The organism is Stenotrophomonas sp. NPDC077420, from assembly GCF_044543385.1.
Classification (GTDB): Bacteria; Pseudomonadota; Gammaproteobacteria; order Xanthomonadales; family Xanthomonadaceae; genus Stenotrophomonas.
Genome location: NZ_JBITVZ010000004.1, coordinates 191,886 through 208,293 on the forward strand (window position 1 = coordinate 191,886; position 16,408 = coordinate 208,293).

Genomic DNA, 16,408 nt, shown 5'->3' on the forward strand with positions numbered 1-16,408 from the left:
GTGGATGCGAACCGGTGCACCTGCATGGTCAGGCATGGCTATTCGTTGATGCGCGGTGGCCTGGTGCACCGCCTGCTGCAGGCGACCGGCGTCACCCGACGCAGCCGGCACCTGTCGCGGTGGATCGCGGCAACGCTGCTGGCGGTAGGGCTGCTGCCGCTGATGCTGTTGTGCGCGCGCAGCGGGTGGCTGTGGGCGCGCCCGTCGGGGATGGCCCTGCTTGGCGACTACACCACCCTGGCACGTCTGCTCTTGGCGCTGCCCCTGCTGGTGGTGGCTGCACCGCGCGCCGATGCACTGCTGCACAACGCGTTCCGGCAGCTTTCGCAGCCGACCCTGGTGCCGCCCAGGCGCCAGCCGCGCCTTGCGGCCGTGCTGTCCCGCGTCCAACGCGGTCGCGATGGCTGGCTGCCGGAGGCGTGCTGCCTGGTGATCGCCTGGCTGCCACCGCTGCTGGGCGACGCGCCGGTGACCCTGCTGCCGGGCATTGCCGACTGGCGCATGGACGGCCACGCCTTGAATGCGGCCGGCCACTGGCACGAATGGGTGTCGCTGCCGCTGTACCGCCTGGTACTGCTGTTGTGGTGGTGGCGGTTCGTGCTCTGGATCGGCCTGCTGTGGCGTCTGCCGCGGATTGGCCTGACCCTGCGGCCGCAGCATCCCGATGGCGCCGGCGGGCTGGGATTCCTTGGCCTGGCGCAGGAACGTTTCGCGGTGCTGTCGCTGGTGGGCGGCCTGCTGGTGGCCGGTGCGTGCCTCAACCAGATGACCTACCTGGGCGCGAGCCTGTACAGCCTGCGCCACCTGCTGGGCGGGTATGTGGTCGGCGCGACGCTGGTGCTGGTGGCGCCCCTGCTGCTGCTGGCACCGCCGATGCTGCGCGCCAGGCGCCATGCCCTGTTCCGCTTCGACGCCCTGGGCGCGCGCATGGCCGCGACCTTCGATGCGCGCTGGCATCCGCTGCGCACGGCGGCACCCGCTGATTCGTTGCTGGACCATGGCGACCCGTCGGCGCTGGCGGACTTCAATGCCGTGTACCAGGGCGTGGCAGGCGATCGTGCCGATCAACCGCTGGAACCTGCTGTGGATCGGCCTGCATGCGGTACTGCCGTTGTGCCCGCTGGTGCTGCTGGCGATGTCGGTCGATGAGCTGGTCGGCAAGCTGGCCGGCATCCTGCTCTGAGGTCCATGGCTACCCCGGTCGGGAGGATGGCCAGGCCGCCGACATCGAGCGCGACACGAACGCTTCGCCACGCGAGGCGGCGCTCACCGCCGTGGCCAGGTCATCGCCGGCGTCGGACTTGAGCACGTAGCTGCAGGCCCCCAGCGCCATGGCCTGGGCCACCATCTGCGGCTCGGCGTGGACGGTGATGAACACCACCCCCAGCACGGGTCGCTCCCGACGCAGCCGCCGCGCGGCCTCCAGGCCGTTGATCTCCGGCATCGCAATGTCGGTCACCACCACGTCGGGCAGCATGCTCTGCGCCGCTTTGACCAGCGACGCACCGTCCTGCACCAGTCCGATCACCTCGAACTGCTCGGCCAGCAGCCCACGCAGCTGGCGCCCCATGGCGGAACCGTCTTCGGCCAGCAGCACGCGCACAGCATTCATGGTTTCCGCCAGGTCGAGGCACGCCCTGATGGTGGGCTGCGACCAAAGCGGAAACAAGGGAAAAACAACGGGGCGCGGGCAAGTAAATCTACTTGCCCGGGCCCATGCAGGGCGTTGCGCTCAGTGCCGGATCAGCCCTTCGTGCTCGGCCTTGCGCACCAGCTCCAGGGTGCCGTGCACGCCCAGCTCCTGCATGATCGCGTACTTGTGCGATTCGATGGTGCGGACCGAGACGCCCAGCTCATAGGCGATCTGCTTGGAGCGCAGACCGCGCGCCACGTATTCCAGGATCCGCAGCTGCTTGTCGGTCAGCACGTACTGCTGGCGCCCGGCGCTGGTGATGGCATCCATCGCCAGGGTCGGGGTCACGTAGGTGTGTCCCCCCATCACCCCGGCCAATGCCCGCACCAGCTCTTCACCGGCCGCACTCTTCAGCACGTAGCCGCGTGCGCCGGCGCGGATCGCCTCGGCGGCCACGCTGGATTCATCGTGCATGGTCAGGAACACCACCGGCATTTCGAAGCCTTCCTCGCGCATCCGGCGCAGTGCCTGGATGCCGGTCAGTCCGGGCATGCTGATGTCGGCCACCACCACATCGGGAGGGTCGCGGCGCACTGCCTCCACCAGTTCCTCGCCCGATGACACCAGTTCTATGGAATCGAACCGGTCTTCCAGCAGGTGCTCTATTCCCTGGGCCACCACGCGGTGGTCGTCTGCCAGAACCACGCGGCGATAGCGGCACTCCGCCGTCGAATACGAAACCTGCATGTGCTCGTCTCCCTTGGCTGTCAATCGTCCCCTGATTGAACTGCTGGCCGTTGCGGCGCTGCGGCCACTGTCGTGCAATGTCCTGAAACTTACAGCCGATCCGTGATGCCGCCGTGACGGTGTTTCAATATGTGACGTAGACACAAACGTGTTCAGGCCCGCAGCGTATCGCGCGGGCTTTCACCGAATACATCGCGGTACATCACCGAAAAACGGCCCAGATGGGCAAAGCCATACCGGGTGGCCACTTCGGTCACGCCGCCACGACCGTTGGCACGGCGCAGCGCGCTGCGCGCCAGGTTGAGCCGCGCCAGCTGGTGCCAATGGCACGGACCATGGCCATAGGCGTCGCGGAACAATCGTTCCAGTTGTCGCTCGCCCACGCCCAGGTAGCGCGAGAGCGCGCGGCTGTCGTAGGGGCTTTCCAGCTGCGACTTCAGGTACGCCTCCGCCTGGCGCACGATCGCCTCGCGCCGACGCTCGGTACCACTGCCCAGCCCACGCCGTTCCGGGCCACCGTCGGCCGCGCCGACGGCGTCGATGAAGACGTTCAACAGCGTGTTGGCCTGCGCCGTTACCTGTTCCGGGCCCACCACCCCCTGCCACGCAGCCGCCTCCTGCAGGACACCGAACACGCCCTCGCGCAGGTTGCGCGCATCGCGCGGTGCCGCTGTCCGGCTGTACCAGCCGGTGCGTGGAAGCCGCAGTTCCCGGCCCAGCCGGTGCACCGATTCGCGTTGCAGGACCTCGCGCGGAATCAGCATCACCGCCCACTGCCACCCGCCCGGACTGGGCCGGACATTGAGCTCGCTGTCCTCGGCGAACACCATGACCTGGCCCGCTGCGATCCAGCGGCCATTGGCCCACATCGGCTGTTCGCAGGTCACCGCCAGGGCCAGCGCGATCATGCCCTGGCTGAAGCTGCCGCTGGCGAAGATCGGCAGCGTATAGGCGCCACTGTCGAGACTGAATTCCTGGAACACCAGGCGCTGCACGCAGGCGCGGAAGTGCCCGGACGCCAACAGGCGCTGTTCGAAGCGGGTATCGCGCACAACCCCCAGCAGCGCGTCGGCATCGAAGCCGTCGACCACGAATCGGCTGTAGGGTGACATCGGTTCGTCCATCGCCAGCTCCCCCGTCACGTCGGAATGTGGATAGCGTGCGTTGCATCAACCTGTTCTGATCGGGCCGATTGTGGGGCTGAAGCGACATGTCGGCAAGGGTTCCCGCCGGACGTCGTTCCACCTGTGGCACAGAGCTGTCTCCCCCGAGGTGCAGAGTGCAGGCCAGCAGCCAGGTCAATCGCGACGGCGCCGAGACGCCGCACGTACAGGGCACGCCCTTCCCCTCCGTCCGCCCCGATGGCTTCACATCTTCTGCACTGGATGTGCGCGCTTTTTTAACATTGGTCCTGCCCCTTGTTGTGGGGTGCCTGCTTGGCCAATGGCTGCCCACCGTGCTGCCGTCACAGCTGCACCTGCATGTGCTGTGGATCCCGGGCCCGCTGCTGCTGGGCTTCCTGCTGGTCACCCCCCGCACCCAGTGGCGCACCTGCGTGCTTGCCGCCTGCATCGGCACCGTGCTGTCGCTGCCGCTGGTGCCGATGTCATCGCTGCCGCGCCTGTTGGCCACCCTGGGCGAGTTCGCCATGGTCGCAGGCGTGGCCTGGCTGCTGCTGCGCTGGCGCGCCGAGCGTGCGGCGCTGGAAGACTATCGTGATCTCACCCTGTTCCTGCTGCTGGCCTGCGTACTGCGGCCGCTCTGCAGCGCGTGGTGGTATGCCCTGGCGCAGAGCAGTCGCGACGGCGCTGCCGGATCGGCGGTGATGCGCGAACTGGCACTGACCAGCGCGGTGAGCTATCTGGTCCTGGTGCCGGCGCTGGTCAACGTGGCGCGCATCATCGATGCACCCGAACGCCGCCACGGCTGGCGCTGGGACTCGGTGGCCGTGGCGCTGCTGCTGCTGGGCCTGCTGGTGGTGCTGTGGACGGTGGACTGGCAGGACGGGGTGATCATCCCGCTGCTGACCCTGGCGCCGATCCCCCTGCTGGTGTGGGCATTGATCGTGTTCGGCATCGCCGGCGCGTCGCTCACCCTGTTGGCGGTGGCCGTACTGGGCCTGCAGCTGGGCGTGGAAGGCATGGGGCCGTTCGGCTTCTGGACCCTCGACCGCAACCTGCTTACCGGGCAGGCCTGGACGCTGTGCACCGGCTTCGCACTGCTGTTCCTGGGCGCGCTGTCGGAGCAGAAGCTGTCCAGCCGGCTCAAGCTGCAACGGGCCTATGCGCGCCTGGGTGAAGTGACCGGGCGCATGCTGGTGGTGCAGGAAGAAGAACGTACCCGGATCGCGCGCGACCTGCACGATGACGTGAACCAGTCGCTGGCGGCGATTTCCATCCGGCTCAGCACGCTGCGTACCCACATCCCGCTGGACGAGCGTTCCAGCGTGGTGGAGCTGCAGGACCAGCTGCTGGCGGTGTCCAACGACATCCGGGCCATCTCGCACGAACTGCACCCCAGCATCCTGCGCTTCACCGGCCTGGCCAGCGCGCTGGACGCGTTCTGCATCAAGCGCAACGCGCGCGGCCGGCTGCGCCTGCGCTGCAGCATCGAAGACGCGCCGCGGCTGGACGACGAACAGGAACTGAGCCTGTTCCGGATCGTGCAGAAAGCCGTCAACAACGTCGACAAGCATGCGCGCGCCCGGGTGGCCGACGTCCTGGTCTGCGTGCGCGGCGCCGAGCTGGTGCTCCGCGTGGATGATGACGGCATCGGCATTCCCGCAGGTCACCTGCGGCGGGCGCCGGGGCTGGGCCTGATCAGCATGGAAGAACGCGCGCGACTGCTCGGCGGTGCACTGCACCTGGACACCAGCCCGCTTGGCGGCGCGCGGATCGAAGTGCGTTTTCCCCTGCGCGAGGGCGCACCGCGCGAACGTTGAGCGGCGCGATGCCCCCCACCCCCAGCAAGGAGCAGTCCATGCGTGCGATCCGTACGGTCTTCGTCCTGGCCCTGGCCGCCCAGCTCGGCGGCTGCGCCAGCGGCCCGCTCACCGGTCCGGCCCCCGCCGTGCTGCCCAGTGCGCAGCCACCGGCGCCGCCGCCGGTGCCGGAGCTTCGCCCAGGCGTGCCCGCCGGCTATCTGGGCAGGTCCCTGCCCGACAGCCTGGCCCTGTTACCCGCGCCGCCCCCCAGGGGATCGCCGGCATGGGCACGTGACCAGGCCGTCAGCCGAGCCGCGCAGACGCTGAAAGGCGGCCCACGGTACGCGCTGGCCAGCAGCGACGCGGACCTGGGATTCCCGCACGCGGCCGGCACATTCGCCTGCGCCCTCGGCGTTCCGATCAGCCCACAGCACACGCCACGCCTGTACCTGCTGCTGCAGCGGAGCATGGTTGATGCGGGCCTGGCCACCTATGCCGCCAAGGATCACTACAACCGGGTACGGCCGTTCGTGTTCTACAAGGAGAAGACCTGCTTTGCCGCCGACGAAGCCGCGCTGCGCAAGGACGGTTCCTACCCCTCCGGGCATACCGCCGTCGGCTGGGCCTGGGCCCTGCTGCTGAGCGAACTCAGTCCGGAACAGGCCGACGCGGTGCTGGCCCGCGGCCGCGCGTTCGGCGAGAACCGGCTGATCTGCAACGCACACTGGCAGAGCGATGTGCTGCAGGGGCGCGCGGTGGGCGCCGGCGCGGTGGCGGTACTGCATGCCAACGCACAGTTCATCGCCGACATGGCCGCAGCGCGCAACGAAATCAGCGCGCTGCGCGCCAATGGCGTGGACGCACAGGACTGCGAGGCAGAGGCGACGGCGCTGGAGGTGAAGATACCCGGTGTGGAATGAAGCCAACCGGGTGGATGAAATGGCCCGACTCGTCGTCCTACCCGATGACGGGGGAGACACCGCGCGTGGCGACGAGCCGGGTCAAGCCGTGGTCCCGGTCAGCCCGGGATCGCGTCGTGCCGGCGCACGACGCAGTGAAACAGGATGGCCTGGCTCGCTGCCCCCTGAGCGATGACGGGGGAGACATCCCGCGGTTGACAGCGAGCCAGGTCAAAACGGTGCCGATCCCGCGCCCGTGCAGCGGTCTCGGAATATGGAAGGGATGCAGCCGCGCGGCGCACCGCAGCCCCGTCGAGCCCGGTCCCGGCCAGCCCACCGGCCGGGCCCGACGGCAGCGCCGCCCGCGCCGGGGATGCCAGCGATCTGGCACTCCCGGCCCTGGCGCGGACGCCCGGCGCTGCAGGTCGTGTCCGCGTCCCCTTGTCCTTCAGCTGCACCCGTGCGCCCATGTGGTTCATCAGTACCTGCCCCCGTGCTGCCGATCCAGCCGGAAGCGGATCTTCCGTCCGGTCGGCGATTGAGGGTCATTACAGCGTGGGCGGCGCCGCACGGACGCCTCATTCCGGCAGCGCGGGCGTGCGTTCCGGCAAGGCGTTGCGGTTAACCGGCAACCGCATGGACAAATCCGGCACGCTGCCGGATACGTGCATTCAGGCGGAGCTGCCCAGCGAGGCGGGCGCACGCATCAAGGTGTCGCGGGGCAGTTCGCCGAATACGCGGCGATAGTTGTCCGCAAAGCGGGACAGGTCCCACAATCCGCAACTCAAGGCAACGGCTTTGACCGACTTGCGGGTCGCGTCGGCCATGGACAGTCCGCGGCACGCCGCGCACAGCCGCAGCATCGACAGGTAGCGGTTGGGCGAGGTGCCATACAGATCTTCGAACGCATAGCGCAGCGCACGCTCGCTGACCCCAGCCGCATCGCAGATTTCATGCATGTAGATATAGCGCCTGAGATTCTGCCGCATGAACGCTTCCGCACGCTGGGCGATGAGGTAATGCGCGCGACGCGCGCGCGAACCGGCGGCCCGCTGCGCGCTGCCTGCGGCCAGCAACGCCTGCACATGCGCATGCAGCATCGCATCGACCGCATCGGCGGGGAATCCGGCCGTGCCCGCGTGCAACCAGGCCGGCCACGGTGCGTATCGTTGCGCCAGCGCCGATATACCCTCGGCGGCGTCAGCGCCGAACAGCGACAGGGCCTGGCCCGACGGCAGGCTGGTGCGCAGGCTGAGTTCGGCAAGCTTGCGCTCCAGGCGCCGCAGCGGCGTAAGCAGCAGGCTGATGCGGGTCCCCGCGCTGAAGGCGAATTCGCTGACGCCTTCGGGCAACACCGTCAGCGCCGTGCCGGCGGCCAGCGGCATGCCGTGGCACCAGCTCCGCGCTGCATCGGTCTGATGGATGTAGCCGAGCAGGCACCAGTCCTGCGGCAGCAGGAAGCGGCCGCGGAACTGGAAGCCACAGGTCGCGGTGCAGAACAGCGATTCGTCGTGTACCTGCGACTGTATCGAGGCCCGGGGCCCATTGCCGTCCAGCAGCACCATCTCCAGCTCGCATACGCGCAGCATTCCACCCAGCGTCGCCAGATCGAATGGCTGCAACGCAGCCGCCTCCGTTGTTTCCGCTACACCATCGGCCATGACAGTGGACCCCAGGTTGAATCGTACCCGCTGCCGAACGACGTCGGCCCGGGTACCGTTCCTTCTCGATCGACCGATACCGCGATTATCAGATCCAATTCGACGCAAACTCGGTCGTGCCGGGTTGAGCCACGCCCTGATTAAGTCGAACCAGTATGGGGCGCATTATCCAAGTTTCGTCATGGGGATGTGTAGGCCGCGTCAATGCAACGTGTCCGCGATTATTCACGCGTCGCTGTAAACTATTCTGGCGGATGCATGTTTTACGGGGAAACGTGCGGGTTTTCCTGCATGTAAACATGCGGGGGTGAATCTTTGCCGCCGGCGTGCCGATTTTGTGCATCGGCGGCGCGGACCCGGCCTGAAGATAATCCCTCACACCACGCCCGCGTACGGGTGGCGCAGGGCGGGACGACAGGGGGCTATGCGATGACTACGTTGAAATCCGTCCGGTGCCGCCGCGGCCGCACAGTCGTATACCGGCATGTTTTCCGACGGCAGCTGCCATGAACCCACTTGCCCCTCCCGCCCCGCGCGAGGTGCACGTGGCTGCCCCGGCAACCGCTGAGCCGTCGTTCGCGCACAGCGACGCCTACCAGAACGTCCTGGTCGCCGCCTGTCAGCACCTGCTCGACGCCATCGAAGACGACCGCATCGACATCGAAGCCTGGGCCCCGGAGACGGTGGCCCGTTATGTGCGCAGCCAGGCGCGGCTGTTCATGCAGGCATGGGCCATCGCGCTCGACGAGCCGCAGCTGGAGATCCTGGCCGAGGCCCTGGTCAAGGAGCTCATTGGCTTCGGCCCGCTCGACGACCTGCTGCACGACCCCACGGTCGACGACATCCTGGTCAACGGCTACCAGGACATCCAGGTCTCCCAGGGCGGCCGGCGCGTGCGCGTGCGCGAGCGCTTCAGCGACGAGCTGCACCTGCTTCGGATCCTGCGTCGCATGGTAGCGCCGCTCGGCTGCCGCCTGGACGAATCCAATCCGATGGTGGACATCCGCCTGCCCGGAGGCGGCCGACTCAACGCCATCATCCCGCCCGTGGCGGTGGATGGCCCGGTGGTGTCGATCCGCAGGTTCCGCAGGCACGCATTCACGCTTGGCGAGTTGCAGCGCATGGGCAGCCTGGACGGGGCCGTGCAGGCGTTGCTGCACGCCATGGTGCTGGGCCGCTGCAACGTCCTGGTGACCGGCGCCGCGTGTTCGGGCCGGACCTCGCTGCTCAATGCACTGGTCGCCTGCGTGCCGGTCAGCGAACGCGTGGTCACCCTCGAAGACACCGTCGAGCTCTCGCTGGAGCACCCGTGCGTGGTACGCCTGGCAAGCCGGGGCGGCGATGCCGACGGCCAAGGCGCGGTGAGCATGCGCGACCTGCTGCACAACAGCCTGCGCATGGCCCCGGACCGCATCGTGGTCGGCGAACTCCGCGGCGCCGAGGTGAGGGAGCTGCTGCAGGCGACGTACGATGGGCAGGACGGTACGATGGCCACCCTGCGTGCCCGCTCTCCGGCTGACGCGTTGTGTCGGATCGAACGCCTCGCCGCCCTCGCCCGCTCGACGGGCAGCGACGACACCCTGCGCCGACAGATTGCCGGCGCCCTCGATTTCATCGTGCATATCGCGCGCCTGGACAACGGCCGCCGGGTGCTGGCGTCGATCACGGAAATCATCGGGGTCGACGACGCCACGATCAGCACCCAGGAGATCGTCCGCCACGATGTGCAGTACGACATCGACGGCAGCGAACGCGACGGCTGGATCTGGTCCGAGGCGCAACCGCGCTCGCACAAGCTCGAGCCGTTCCGGTCACGGCTTCACCGCGCGACGCAGGATGAGGGCTGAGAAACGCGAACGGCGACCCGGAGGTCGCCGTTGGCGCGTCTGCCACCGGGCCGATCAGGCCGCCTTGGCCTGGACCTGCTCGCTCTGGCGCTGCACCAGGGCATTGAACCGCGCCAGCGAGGTCAGGTGGTGGTGGATGGACGCCAACCAGCCGTTGCGGTGCCAGGCAACGACGACGTCGTCGGGCAGCTGCGCCAGCTTCTCCACGTCGACCACATGGAAGCCGTTGATCGACATCTTCTCGCCATTGCTCAGGGTCACGTCGATGCTGCGCTCCACCAGCAGCGCCTGCGCCTGCAGCGCGGCGCTGAACTGACGGGTGTGCTCGTGCTCGCGGGTGAAGTCGGCGCAGAACTTCATTGCATTGTCGACCACCTCGGTGGCCTTGCCGTCGACGAACAGCGGCTCGCCTTCGTCGCTCACGCCCTGGTTGACCTGTTCGGAACCGGCATCCAGCGCCAGCAGGAAGTTGCCGTCCTCATCGGACTGCATGAACACGAACGGATAGCGGCGCAGGTAGGCCGGCGCGTAGGTGTTGTCGGCCCACTTGCCTTCGGTCACGAAGAGATTGTTGCGGGCCAGGCCCACCGCCACGATCGGCGCCGCGTCCTTGCCGGTGAACAGGATCGGGAAATGCTGGGCGGCCATGCCGAATTCACCGATGACCGCCGGAATGGCATTGGTCTCGGCGGCGAAGTCCAGCGAACCCGGGCGCAGGCGCCAGTTGGCGTGCTTGTCCGATTGCAGCGGCAGCGGCTCGCGGTAGAACAGCGGGCCGGAAGCCTGGGCCGGCGCGTCCGGCGGAGTAGTCGTTTCAGCAGTCATGGAATTGATCAGGTACGACGCGCCAGACAGCCCGGGCGCGAAAGCGGGCACCGCATTGATCGGCCACTATAGCGTGGCTGTTTGACGATTGCCTGCTGTCGCGGGGAGCGCGCGGGGCCGCGCTGCCTTTTCCGCATCGCAGCAAAATCAGGTTGATCGCGACGTCCTGCATGGTCATGCCGTGGCGGACGGGAGATGATCGCCGGCGCTTTGCCGTAGATACCGCCTCATGCACACCCGCCCTCCTGCTCCCGGCCTGTTCGGCCTGCTGCTCCGCCCGGCCCTGCTGGGCACGGCCTGCGCGGCACTGGCTGCCTGCGACAAGACCGCGCCCGCCGCGCAGCTGCCCGGCCTGACCCTGGTCGCGGCGCAGGACATGGACACCCACGCCCTGCCCGGCAGCGACGATGCGCTGCGCCGGGTGCATTACCGCGACCTGCATGGCGAGGGCGTGCTGGTGCTGGAGCGCAGCCAGGCCCGGGTGGACGACCCGGACCGTGGCGGCATGCTCGACCTGGCCGTCCTTACCGCGCGGCTGTACATCCGGCCAGCGCCGGGCGCGGCCTGGAAAAAGCAGTGGCAGCGGCAGATCCGGCAGCGCTGCGCAGGGCCGGCGCTGGAGGCGGGCTGGCTGCTGCAGCACGTCGGCGCCACCGACCTGGACGGCGACGGCCAGGCCGAGATCACCCTGGCCAGCCATACCTTCTGCGGGGGCGACAGCGACCCGCACCAGCTGCATGTGAGCCTGATAGATGGCAGCACCAGCTATGGCATCGAGGGTGAGACCCGCAGGGACCGCGCCGGCGAGGTCCGTTTCGATGGCGAACGGTACCGGAGCCCGAGCCTGGCGGCCGCGCCGCCGGCATTCGTGCAGCACCTGGACGCGCTGTGGTCCGCACTGGGTGCCCGCTCGATCACCCATGCCCGCCAGGCGCACTGAGCACACGCCGTGCCGCGGTGGTAAGGTCAGGCCTGGCCCCCCGCAGGAGCGACCCATGACACTTCGTTCGCGCACCCGCCCACGCACCCTGGCGCCGCTGGCGGCCTTGGCCGCGCTGAGCCTGTCGGCCTGCGCCACCGCGCCGGGCCCGCACATCACCGGCAGCGGCCAATGCCACGCCGAGCCGCTGGCCTGGGCCGTCGGCAAACCTGCCGACGAAGCCAACATGCGCGCCCTGCTCAAGCAGAGCGGCGCCGGCCTGATCAACCCGATCGGCCCGGAAACCATCACCAGCCGCGATTACCGTCCCGACCGGCTGCGCGTGTTCATCGACAAGGCCAACATCATCACCTCGGTCCAGTGCGGGTAGCACCGGGCCCTGCCCGGCTGCACGGCATCACAGCGCCAGCGCATCGGTAGTGATGTCGGCCAGCCGGCGCGCCCCGATCAAGGTCATCGCCACGCGCATTTCCCTGGCCAGCAGATCCAGCAGGTTGGCCACCCCGGCTTCGCCCTGGGCCGCCAGCGCATAGACGAATGCGCGCCCCAGCAGCACGCCGTCGGCGCCCAGCGCGAGCATGCGGACCACGTCCAACCCGGTACGAATGCCGGAATCGGCCAGGATCTCCACCTCGCCCTTGACCGCCGCGGCGATCGCCGGCAACGCCCGCGCCGTCGACAGTACCCCGTCCAGCTGACGTCCGCCGTGGTTGGAGACCACGATGCCATCGGCGCCGAAACGCACCGCATCGCGCGCATCGTCGGCGTCCAGGATGCCCTTGATCACCATCGGCCCGCTCCAGAATTCGCGGATCCACTCCAGGTCTTTCCACCCGATCGACGGATCGAAATTGTTCCCCAGCCAGCCGATGTAGTCGGCCAGGCCGGTCGGGCTGCCCCGATACGCCGAAATGTTGCCCAGGTCATGCGGGCGACCCCGCAGGCCCACGTCCCATGCCCAGCGCGGGTGCGCCATCGCCTGCAGCATGCGTCGCAGCCCGGCGTTGGGTCCGCTCATTCCCGAATGCGCGTCGCGGTAACGCGCGCCGGGCACGGGCATGTCCACCGTGAACACCAGCGTGGTAACCCCGGCGGCCCTGGCCCGCTCCAGTGCATTGCGCATGAATCCGCGGTCCTTCAGCACGTACAGCTGGAACCACATCGGGCGGTCGATGGCCGGTGCCACTTCTTCGATCGGGCACACCGACACGGTCGACAAGGTGAAGGGAATGCCGCGGCTGGCGGCCGCGCGGGCCGCCTGGACTTCGCCACGCCGCGCATACATGCCGGTCAGCCCCACCGGGCCCAGTGCCACCGGCATCGCCATGCGCTCGCCCAGCAGTTCCGCCTCCAGGCGCAGCTCGGACATGTCGCGCAGCACGCGCTGGCGCAGCGCGATGTCGGCCAGGTCGCTGACATTGCGCCGCAGCGTATGTTCGGCGTAAGCGCCGCCGTCGATGTAGTGGAACAGGAACGGGGGGAGCCGGCGTTGCGCGGCCGCGCGGTAGTCGGTGGAAGCGGAAATGATCATGGTCCAACCATGGCCGAGACATGCGCCGTCCGCCCATTAGACCAAAGATTGAAGGGGGGCCCTAGCAGCCGCAGGGCGTGGAGGGGCCCTTGAGCTCGACCCCGTTGCCATCCGGGTCGCGCAGGTACAGCGATCGCCCGTCGCCTTCCGCGCCCAGGTTGCTGGACACCTCACCGTCCACGGCGATGCCGTGCATCTGCAGGTGTGCGCGCAGGGTGGACTCGTCGAACGGCTCGATGCGCAGGCACAGGTGTTCCAGGTTGCGGCCCTGCGCGCCGGCGGCAGCGCCGCCGCGACGGCCCAGCGACCCGTCCACCGCGATCAGGTCGATCATCGATGCACCGGCATGCAGGTGCACCATGCCCAGCGAGGGGCGTTCCCGGGCCACCGTGCAGCCCAGGACATCGCGGTAGAACGCAACCGACCGGTCCAGGTCCTGCACGCGCAGCACCAGGTGGTCGATCCGCTGCAGCTCGAAGGGACGTTCGCTGCTCATGTGGACTCCAGTTTCTTGGCCAGCCGACGGAACACCGTCAGTACGGTCACGCACAGCACGCTCACCCCGATGGCGATCACGTATTCCCCGATACCCACGGCGATGCCGATCGCCGCCGCCATGATCAGCGAACTGGCGGTGGTCAGGCCGCTGACTTCGTCATCGCGGTTGCCGCGCAGGATGGTGCCGGCGGCGACGAAACCCACGCACGCCACCACCGCTTCGATCAGGCGCACCGGGTCCACCTGCAGCAGGTCGCGGTAGCGTTCCTGCTGGAAGTGTTCGGCGATGCTGTCGCCCAGGCCCACGATCAGCGCGGCGGCGCCGGCGATCAGCATGTGCGTGCGCAACCCGGCCGCATGCTTGCCCAGCTCGCGCTCGATCCCCAGCACACCCCCGAACAGCATCGCGGCCGCGATGCGCAGCAGGATCGACAGATCTTGTTCCAGTCCCATCACACACTCCTCAACAATGAACAGAGCGTTGCGTGGGCCGCGTGGGAGCACCGTGAAATTGCCTGTGAGCGCGGCGTGCACGGGTGGCGGGCTCGGCCGCCACGGTGCCCGCCGCGCCGACCTCATTGCGCGAGGTAGCCGCCATCGATGGCGTAATAAGTGCCGGTGGCAAACGATGCATCGCTGCTGGCCAGCCAGGCCACCAGCGCGGCGACTTCCTCTGCCTTGCCCAGTCGCTGCAGTGCATGCTTGGCTTCCAGCGCCTTGCGTACTGTCGGGTCCATCTTGTCCAGCAGCGGCGTGGCGATGAAGCCCGGGCCGACCGCATTTACCCGGATGTTGTCGCCGGCATGCTCCCAGGCCGCCGTCTGGGTGAGGCCGACCACGCCGTGCTTGGCGGCCACGTAGGCGGCCGAACTGGCGAAACCGACCTGGCCCAGGATCGACGCCATGTTGATGATGCTGCCCCCGTTGCCGGCCTTGCGCAGCGCCTGGATCTGCGCCCGCTGGCACAGGAACACGCTGTTGAGGTTGACGTCGATGACGCGCTTCCAGCCATCGACCGGATAATCGCCACTGCTGGCGGAGGGGCCGCCGATGCCGGCGTTGTTGACCGCGATGTCCAGGCCGCCCAGCTCCTGCACGGTGCGCTGTACGGCTGCGTCCACCGCCGCCTCGTCGGTGACGTCCAACGCGATGCCGATGGCCTTTACGCCTTTGCCGCGGATCGCCTCGGCCGTCTTCTGGACCGCATCGTCCTTGAGGTCCCAGACCGCCACGGCCGCACCGGAATCGGCCAGCAGTTCGGCCACGGCCAGGCCGATGCCCGACACGCCACCGGTGACGATGGCGACCTTGCCCTTGAGTTGGTAATCGATCATTGCACTGCCTCTGCTTGAGTTCGCGCCTACGCTACGCCTCGTCTGCGTTACGCAACGTGCACACGGCGCCCCGCAACAATCCTTCCCATCGCTGCAACGCACCCCGGCCTATGCTGGGTGTCGTATCCCTGCACGACCTCTCCTTCCCCAAGGCATCGCCCATGACCCAGTCTCCTGACGGCACGCTGTTCACTTCCACCCGGCTTGGCGCCATCGACGTCGGCAACCGCATTGCGATGGCACCGCTCACCCGCAACCGTGCCATCGACGGACGCGTGCCCAATCCCCTCGCCATCCAGTATTACGAGCAGCGCGCCAGCGCCGGCCTGATCATCGCCGAAGCGACCCAGATCAGCCCGCTCGGCCAGGGTTACCTGGATACGCCCGGCATCTACAGCCAGGACCAGATCGATGCCTGGCGCAAGGTGACCGATGCCGTGCACGCCCGCGGTGGCCGCATCGTGCTGCAGCTCTGGCACGTGGGCCGCATTTCGCACACCAGCCTGCTGCCGGAGGGTGAAGTGCCGGTGGCCCCCAGCGCGCTGCGCGCCAACAGCAAGACCTTCACCGCCAACGGTTTCGAAGATGTTTCCGAGCCGCGGGCGCTGCGCCTGGACGAGATTCCGGCACTGGTCCAGGACTACCGGCAGGCTGCGCGCAACGCGATCACGGCCGGCTTCGATGGCGTGGAAGTGCATGCAGCCAATGGCTACCTGATCGACCAGTTCCTGCGTGATGGCAGCAACCTGCGCACCGACGACTACGGTGGCAGCATCGAAAACCGCACCCGCCTGCTCGACGAAGTGGTGCGTGCGATTGCCGCGGAAATCGGTGCCGATCGCACCGGCGTGCGTCTGTCGCCGGTGACGCCGGCCGGCGACGCGCACGATTCCGACCCGCAGCCGCTGTTCGAACGCGCGGTCGAGCGCCTCGATGCGATCGGCGGGCTGGCTTTCGTGCACGTGATCGAAGGCGCCACCGGTGGGCCGCGCGACAACATCCCGTTCGACTATGCCGCGCTGCGTGCGAAGTTCCGCGGTCCGTGGATCGCCAACAACGGCTACGACAAGGACAGCGCAGAACAGGCGGTTGCGTCGGGCTACGCCGACATGGTCGCGTTCGGCCGCGCCTACATCGCCAATCCCGACCTGGTCGAACGGCTGCGCCTGGGCGTGGCCTTGTCCGAGTTCGACCCGGACACCCTGTACGGCGGCGGCGCCGAAGGCTATATCGATTACCCCAGCGTGTCGGGCTGATGCGGGGTACGGGGGTGCGGGTACGGGTACGGCTACGGGGGTGCGGCTACGGGGGTACGGGTACGGCTACGGGGGTACGGGTACGGGGGTAGAGCCGACTGTCAGTCGGCTGCTCTCCGTTCCGACATCATGACCTCGGCCTTGCCGCGCTGGCGCGCGGTTGCCGACTAACAGTCGGCACTACCGGTCGGCACTACCGGTCGGCATTGCAGGTCGGCATTGCAGGTCGGCATTACCGGTCGGCATTGCATGTCGGCATTGCAGGCCGGCATTGCCGGCCGGCAAAACCGATCATTGAGATCGGTCGTTGTCGA

16 protein-coding genes are annotated in these 16,408 nt (G+C 68.3%); 7 read left to right on the forward strand and 9 right to left on the reverse strand.

Features of this window, described 5'->3' with window-relative positions; genetic code table 11:
• Positions 1–24: 24 nt before the first annotated feature.
• Positions 25–1,149 carry a hypothetical protein gene (locus tag ACIGII_RS05820; protein ID WP_399634443.1) on the forward strand — a complete coding sequence of 375 codons (1,125 nt, stop codon included), beginning with the start codon at positions 25–27 and terminating at the stop codon, positions 1,147–1,149.
• Between the two features lie 43 nt (positions 1,150–1,192).
• Here the strand turns inward: ACIGII_RS05820 and ACIGII_RS05825 are convergent, their stop codons facing one another.
• From ACIGII_RS05825 to ACIGII_RS05835, 3 genes are all read right to left on the reverse strand, one after another.
• Positions 1,193–1,612 (reverse strand): response regulator transcription factor, encoded by a 420-nt coding sequence (locus tag ACIGII_RS05825; protein WP_399634441.1) that lies wholly within the window; start codon positions 1,610–1,612, stop codon positions 1,193–1,195.
• A gap of 120 nt (positions 1,613–1,732) precedes the next feature.
• Entirely contained in the window at positions 1,733–2,380 is a 648-nt protein-coding gene (locus tag ACIGII_RS05830) for a response regulator (RefSeq protein ID WP_399634439.1), read from the reverse strand.
• Between the two features lie 152 nt (positions 2,381–2,532).
• Positions 2,533–3,492 (reverse strand): helix-turn-helix domain-containing protein, encoded by a 960-nt coding sequence (locus tag ACIGII_RS05835; protein ID WP_399634437.1) that lies wholly within the window; start codon positions 3,490–3,492, stop codon positions 2,533–2,535.
• Positions 3,493–3,590: 98 nt separating this feature from the next.
• On the opposite strand from ACIGII_RS05835, the gene ACIGII_RS05840 reads away from it, so the two are divergent.
• Both ACIGII_RS05840 and ACIGII_RS05845 read left to right on the forward strand, forming a co-directional pair.
• Positions 3,591–5,321 (forward strand): ATP-binding protein, encoded by a 1,731-nt coding sequence (locus tag ACIGII_RS05840; protein ID WP_399657442.1) that lies wholly within the window; start codon positions 3,591–3,593, stop codon positions 5,319–5,321.
• A gap of 38 nt (positions 5,322–5,359) precedes the next feature.
• Positions 5,360–6,223 carry a phosphatase PAP2 family protein gene (locus ACIGII_RS05845; protein ID WP_399634433.1) on the forward strand — a complete coding sequence of 288 codons (864 nt, stop codon included), beginning with the start codon at positions 5,360–5,362 and terminating at the stop codon, positions 6,221–6,223.
• Positions 6,224–6,873: 650 nt separating this feature from the next.
• Here the strand turns inward: ACIGII_RS05845 and ACIGII_RS05850 are convergent.
• The gene (locus ACIGII_RS05850) at positions 6,874–7,863 is read right to left on the reverse strand and encodes a helix-turn-helix domain-containing protein (protein WP_399634687.1); all 990 of its coding nucleotides are present in this window, start codon (positions 7,861–7,863) and stop codon (positions 6,874–6,876) included.
• 506 nt (positions 7,864–8,369) lie between these two features.
• Here ACIGII_RS05850 and ACIGII_RS05855 point away from each other — a divergent pair.
• Complete coding sequence (locus ACIGII_RS05855; RefSeq protein WP_399634432.1) at positions 8,370–9,710, forward strand: CpaF family protein; 1,341 nt, start codon at positions 8,370–8,372, stop codon at positions 9,708–9,710.
• A gap of 54 nt (positions 9,711–9,764) precedes the next feature.
• Here ACIGII_RS05855 and ACIGII_RS05860 read toward each other — a convergent pair whose 3' ends face one another.
• A complete protein-coding gene (locus ACIGII_RS05860; RefSeq protein WP_399634430.1) occupies positions 9,765–10,535 on the reverse strand; it encodes a SapC family protein in 771 nt (256 codons plus the stop codon).
• A gap of 229 nt (positions 10,536–10,764) precedes the next feature.
• Here ACIGII_RS05860 and ACIGII_RS05865 point away from each other — a divergent pair, with 229 nt between their 5' ends.
• Together ACIGII_RS05865 and ACIGII_RS05870 are read left to right on the forward strand one after the other, a co-directional pair.
• Positions 10,765–11,475, forward strand: a complete 711-nt coding sequence (locus ACIGII_RS05865) for a M949_RS01915 family surface polysaccharide biosynthesis protein (RefSeq protein WP_399634428.1) — start codon at positions 10,765–10,767, stop codon at positions 11,473–11,475.
• A gap of 55 nt (positions 11,476–11,530) precedes the next feature.
• Complete coding sequence (locus tag ACIGII_RS05870) at positions 11,531–11,845, forward strand: I78 family peptidase inhibitor (protein WP_399634426.1); 315 nt, start codon at positions 11,531–11,533, stop codon at positions 11,843–11,845.
• Between the two features lie 27 nt (positions 11,846–11,872).
• On the opposite strand, the gene lldD is transcribed toward ACIGII_RS05870, so the two are convergent.
• The 4 genes from lldD to ACIGII_RS05890 form a co-directional block, all read right to left on the reverse strand.
• The gene (lldD, locus tag ACIGII_RS05875; protein WP_399634425.1) at positions 11,873–13,006 is read right to left on the reverse strand and encodes an FMN-dependent L-lactate dehydrogenase LldD; all 1,134 of its coding nucleotides are present in this window, start codon (positions 13,004–13,006) and stop codon (positions 11,873–11,875) included.
• A 61-nt stretch (positions 13,007–13,067) separates the two neighbouring features.
• Positions 13,068–13,502: a VOC family protein gene (locus ACIGII_RS05880; protein WP_399634424.1), complete on the reverse strand. Its 435-nt coding sequence runs from the start codon at positions 13,500–13,502 to the stop codon at positions 13,068–13,070.
• Positions 13,499–13,957 carry an MgtC/SapB family protein gene (locus tag ACIGII_RS05885; protein ID WP_399634422.1) on the reverse strand — a complete coding sequence of 153 codons (459 nt, stop codon included), beginning with the start codon at positions 13,955–13,957 and terminating at the stop codon, positions 13,499–13,501. Before ACIGII_RS05885 ends, ACIGII_RS05880 begins: the two co-directional genes overlap by 4 nt.
• 122 nt (positions 13,958–14,079) lie before the next feature.
• Positions 14,080–14,838: an SDR family NAD(P)-dependent oxidoreductase gene (locus ACIGII_RS05890; protein WP_399634420.1), complete on the reverse strand. Its 759-nt coding sequence runs from the start codon at positions 14,836–14,838 to the stop codon at positions 14,080–14,082.
• Between the two features lie 161 nt (positions 14,839–14,999).
• On the opposite strand from ACIGII_RS05890, the gene ACIGII_RS05895 reads away from it, so the two are divergent.
• Positions 15,000–16,094 carry an alkene reductase gene (locus tag ACIGII_RS05895; RefSeq protein ID WP_399634418.1) on the forward strand — a complete coding sequence of 365 codons (1,095 nt, stop codon included), beginning with the start codon at positions 15,000–15,002 and terminating at the stop codon, positions 16,092–16,094.
• Positions 16,095–16,408: the final 314 nt, after the last annotated feature.

Coding starts and splice junctions, on each gene's coding strand:
- ACIGII_RS05825 (WP_399634441.1), bottom strand. CDS start 1,612: ATGAATGCTGTGCGCGTGCTGCTGGCCGAAGACGGTTCCGCCATGGGG.
- ACIGII_RS05835 (WP_399634437.1), bottom strand. CDS start 3,492: ATGTCACCCTACAGCCGATTCGTGGTCGACGGCTTCGATGCCGACGCG.
- ACIGII_RS05895 (WP_399634418.1), top strand. CDS start 15,000: ATGACCCAGTCTCCTGACGGCACGCTGTTCACTTCCACCCGGCTTGGC.
- ACIGII_RS05870 (WP_399634426.1), top strand. CDS start 11,531: ATGACACTTCGTTCGCGCACCCGCCCACGCACCCTGGCGCCGCTGGCG.
- ACIGII_RS05845 (WP_399634433.1), top strand. CDS start 5,360: ATGCGTGCGATCCGTACGGTCTTCGTCCTGGCCCTGGCCGCCCAGCTC.
- ACIGII_RS05880 (WP_399634424.1), bottom strand. CDS start 13,502: ATGAGCAGCGAACGTCCCTTCGAGCTGCAGCGGATCGACCACCTGGTG.
- ACIGII_RS05890 (WP_399634420.1), bottom strand. CDS start 14,838: ATGATCGATTACCAACTCAAGGGCAAGGTCGCCATCGTCACCGGTGGC.
- ACIGII_RS05855 (WP_399634432.1), top strand. CDS start 8,370: ATGAACCCACTTGCCCCTCCCGCCCCGCGCGAGGTGCACGTGGCTGCC.
- ACIGII_RS05885 (WP_399634422.1), bottom strand. CDS start 13,957: ATGGGACTGGAACAAGATCTGTCGATCCTGCTGCGCATCGCGGCCGCG.
- ACIGII_RS05820 (WP_399634443.1), top strand. CDS start 25: ATGGTCAGGCATGGCTATTCGTTGATGCGCGGTGGCCTGGTGCACCGC.
- ACIGII_RS05840 (WP_399657442.1), top strand. CDS start 3,591: ATGTCGGCAAGGGTTCCCGCCGGACGTCGTTCCACCTGTGGCACAGAG.
- lldD (WP_399634425.1), bottom strand. CDS start 13,006: ATGATCATTTCCGCTTCCACCGACTACCGCGCGGCCGCGCAACGCCGG.
- ACIGII_RS05850 (WP_399634687.1), bottom strand. CDS start 7,863: ATGGCCGATGGTGTAGCGGAAACAACGGAGGCGGCTGCGTTGCAGCCA.
- ACIGII_RS05865 (WP_399634428.1), top strand. CDS start 10,765: ATGCACACCCGCCCTCCTGCTCCCGGCCTGTTCGGCCTGCTGCTCCGC.
- ACIGII_RS05860 (WP_399634430.1), bottom strand. CDS start 10,535: ATGACTGCTGAAACGACTACTCCGCCGGACGCGCCGGCCCAGGCTTCC.
- ACIGII_RS05830 (WP_399634439.1), bottom strand. CDS start 2,380: ATGCAGGTTTCGTATTCGACGGCGGAGTGCCGCTATCGCCGCGTGGTT.